Below are 3730 nucleotides of genomic sequence, written 5' to 3'. Positions count from 1 at the left end.
TTCCTCTGGCATACGATTTATGCTGGAATATCCCTGCTTTATTGAAGAAGTAACGATATATCGCTAACTTTTTGAAAATCAGAGTCGAACGAAGCGAGTTTATGAATATTATGCTCAAAACAGGTTGCTACTATGAGAGCATCACCGGATAAGAGATGATATTTAGCAGCCAGATGAGAGATGATGGTTGTGTTTTTGCTATCCGGATAAATTGTGAAATCCTTCATTAATATGTTTAGGCAATCAATGAAGTCAGACATATCTATATACCCCTTTTTTCGGATATGATTTCGGACTGCGGGAACTGATTCTATTCCGCAGCGCTCATGAAGTAATATCTTAGTTCCTGCATACAGTGCTTCATGATAAATAAGGGGAGAGATAATGAGCCGATATTGTGTAGTCTGGATAAAATTGCGGACAAGATCTGAATCCGAAGACTCAATTATTGCAGGGATAATTACCGAAGTATCTACAAAGACATCCATGATTCGTCCCGGATTGTTCTCACATATTCCCGAGATAGAGATGTTTTTAGTTTAATGGTATTAAAGGGGATCTTCCGCTCTATATGCACAATTACTCGCTCTCCATCTTTTAAATGAAGAGGTTCAATCGGTTTCAGAACATTCCCTGTGAAAATGCATTCAATTGTATCGGTCATGATATCCTCATATCGGTTGAACTTATTAATCAATAATTCTCTGCAGATAGAATCAATTATCCTTGCGTGTATTTGAGGATCTGATATCTGGGGGGGAATTTATTCCTGAATACCTCGCATTGATTCACTGAATGCAGACGGACGGGCAACCGCAGAAATGTTTAGGCTGGGATCTCTCTGACTGGCTGACCTGTAAGATCCCTTTTATCATTTCACCAGTAAACCAGGAAATAACTATCTGGAATCCATATTCATGAAGCAGGAGCACATTTTGCAGAAATTTGATCTGCATCCGAGTAGAACTGGGCTGCATATTCAGAAAGAATTTCATCCGGATTGATATCAGTAAATAATTCAGGATATACTGCCTGTGCAGCGTAGAAAGTTCCTACGATTCCTCTCGGACTGTTGAGAAGATCAGCGTTTATGACATAAACTCTTCCCGATTCTACGGCAGGGATAGTATCAAAACCAGTTCGGTTCATAATATTTTCCCTAGTTTGTTCGAGATCATTCTGGGTCAGTGACTTATTGCTGACGATCTTGATTATCACTTCCGGTTTTTGTTTGATGATCCATTCAGGCGATACCTTTTGGGTAAGTTCGGGGAGATCTTCACCGATGTGGGATGCATGGAGCAGGGTCATAAGTTCGGTTCCTGCCCCATCTTTTCCTTCCGAAGCATATTCTCCATAATGTTCCATGTATATTCGTGGAGTTGTCGTGTTGTTTTGTGAATTAAGCCGGTTCTCGATTAGGGTAATATATTTCTCAACAAATGCTGCATATTCTTCAGATCTCGCCTCTCTCCCGGTTATCTTACCCAGTATTCGAGATTCACGAGGTAGTGTGGGGACATGGTATAGATCAAGGGCAACCACGGAAATATTGGCAGCCAGGATTTGATCAATATTTTTCGTTCTCCCTCCGTAGGTGATTATAAGGTCCGGGTTCATTGAAAGAATTTTTTCGATATTTGGTGTCTGCCAGTTCCCGATACTTTCTGCATGTGGGATCTTTTTTGCGATATCGGGAATATCAAGAACACTATCACTAGCTCCCACGATGGTCCCTTCAGCACCCAGCACAATCAGCATCTCAGCAAGATCTGAGTTCTGTGTCACGATGCGTGTTACGGGAGTATGAATTAAAAAAATCTCCCCATTTACATCGGTAATAGATATTGAATTATTTGACTCCTGAATATCCGAGTTCTTGATACATCCAGAGAATATGATCAATGAAACTACAACACCAGTAAGGAGTACATATTGCCTCCATTTTTTGCTGACTTTCATGAAATATTGAAAAGGTTTCAGGATAATCTGTATGTTATTTCCCTTCCCTTAAAGCCCTATTTTTTTCTTTCCAGGCTGTAATATCATTCATGGTGAAGACATCAATCGAACCGCCCTGAACATTCATGTTGTGTTCACCCATGTTATCCTCCATTACTCCCTCGATCAAAAGATATGAGTTTTTTACCCCTTCTATGACCTCGGGATCTGCCTTCCAGACTCCCCGCTGATGTGCTTCAAGAAGCCTCCTTCCGATCTCTTCCAGTGCATATGGATTATTCTCCTCAAAAAACCTGTGATTCCTTTCATCAAGCATAAACGTACGGGCAATATCATCAAATATCCAGTCATCCACCTGGCCGGTGGTAGCATCCCAGCCATATACGCGCCCGATGCGGCGAGATAATTCACTTGCTCCGGCATATCCGTGTTCTTTAAGGCCTTCGATATATTTAGGATTCAGCAGTTTTGTTCTGACGACTCGGTTTATCTCTTCAGCAAGGGTTCTCACTTCAACCGATTCTGGATCCCTCGTATCCCCGTAATACGTCGCTATCTTGTGTCCTTTCACGGTTTCTGCGGCGATTGTCATACCACCATGGGTGCCAAAGTAACAACAACATCCAAGAAGATCATACTCGTCAGTAGCGGTTTTATTAAATGTCACATCAACAGTTTTCAACTGCTCTATCAATTGATCATGGGAGGCTTTTCCATAGTTATCACGCCCGTATGCATAGCCGTTCCAGGAGATGTAGATATCAGCAAGTTCTGAATCTTCTTTCCAGGCTGATGCATAGAGTGCGAGGTTTACTCCCATGCCATAGGTTCCCGCTCGGCTCCCAAATATTCTACTGTCAGGTCTTTCTGTCCTCCCCCCATGATGCTTACGGACATAGTTCATCTCATCTGGTTCATCCAGGGCTGCCACCATGCAGACTGCGTCATCCAGCAGTTCGATACAGTTATAAAAACAGTCTCGTAAGATTCCAGATGCCCTGATGGAGATGTCTATCCTGGGTCGGCCTAGTGTGGAGAGTGGGATAGGACGGATACTGGTTACTCTTCCCTGTCGCCATACCGGTTCTGTACCAAGAAGATGAAGGAGTTTTCCGAGTGACTCACCGTCAGACCACATGATATCTGATGCCATCCAGTATACGGCAACGGTTTCAGGGTATTTTCCCTCTTCGTCGAGAAACTTGGAAAGAAGTGCTTCAGCAAGTTTTCTCCCTACCCGGAATGCCGCTTCAGTGGGGACTGAAAAGGGATCAAGACTATAGAAGTTACGGCCTGTGGGCAGAATATCCGTTTTTCCCCTGCTGATAAGGCCGGAAGGCCCCGGTTCGATGTATTCGCCTGCGATTCCACGCATGAGTGCCTGATGTTCATCAGATGCTTCAATGTTCCCAGATAACTCAACAATCTTATCACATAACGGGATGAGAAGGGATGAATCAGTATTTTTCAAACGAGTATTCAGGGCCTTCTCTGCAGCTTCCCGGGGTTCGGATCCATCAAGGATGGCAATGACAAATTGGTTTCCAAGTTCATCAAGCATTTTTAAGAGTGCATATTCCCCGGATTTCGGAGTGATATCTAGCCCGAGGAGATCAATCATCAGTTTTCTGAGTTCCTGGTTGAACCTGAGAAGTCCGGAAATATACGATGCCCGTTTTTCTCCAAGTGGGATTTCCCCAAAGATATGCAGACCCTCCGGAATCTGGGTATTATAGATCCGGGTAAGGGATTCATGAGCTATGGTAAT

4 protein-coding genes are annotated in these 3730 nt (G+C 43.2%); all 4 read right to left on the bottom strand.

Features of this window, described 5'->3' with window-relative positions; all coding sequences use genetic code 11:
• Positions 1 to 38: 38 nt before the first annotated feature.
• A complete protein-coding gene (locus LUQ50_RS15915; protein ID WP_367278948.1) occupies positions 39 to 488 on the bottom strand; it encodes a PIN domain-containing protein in 450 nt (149 codons plus the stop codon).
• Complete coding sequence (locus tag LUQ50_RS15910; protein ID WP_367278947.1) at positions 473 to 664, bottom strand: antitoxin family protein; 192 nt, start codon at positions 662 to 664, stop codon at positions 473 to 475. The genes LUQ50_RS15915 and LUQ50_RS15910 overlap by 16 nt, the downstream gene beginning before the upstream one ends.
• Before the next feature lie 251 nt (positions 665 to 915).
• The gene (locus tag LUQ50_RS03115; RefSeq protein ID WP_300036044.1) at positions 916 to 1962 is read right to left on the bottom strand and encodes an ABC transporter substrate-binding protein; all 1047 of its coding nucleotides are present in this window, start codon (positions 1960 to 1962) and stop codon (positions 916 to 918) included.
• Positions 1963 to 1996: 34 nt separating this feature from the next.
• Positions 1997 to 3730 (bottom strand): cobaltochelatase subunit CobN (locus tag LUQ50_RS03110; RefSeq protein WP_300036041.1); only part of this gene is annotated, 1734 nt, incomplete at its 5' end.

Source organism: Methanospirillum sp., from assembly GCF_028679455.1.
In the GTDB taxonomy this organism is placed as follows: domain Archaea; phylum Halobacteriota; class Methanomicrobia; order Methanomicrobiales; family Methanospirillaceae; genus Methanospirillum.
The sequence above is the reverse complement of the archived record's forward strand: the minus strand, read 5'-3'. Positions and strand labels throughout refer to the sequence as shown.

What these genes read in the sequence shown, in the direction of transcription:
- LUQ50_RS15915 (WP_367278948.1), bottom strand. Translation starts at nt 488, where the DNA reads ATGGATGTCTTTGTAGATACTTCGGTAATTATCCCTGCAATAATTGAG.
- LUQ50_RS15910 (WP_367278947.1), bottom strand. Translation starts at nt 664, where the DNA reads ATGACCGATACAATTGAATGCATTTTCACAGGGAATGTTCTGAAACCG.
- LUQ50_RS03115 (WP_300036044.1), bottom strand. Translation starts at nt 1,962, where the DNA reads ATGAAAGTCAGCAAAAAATGGAGGCAATATGTACTCCTTACTGGTGTT.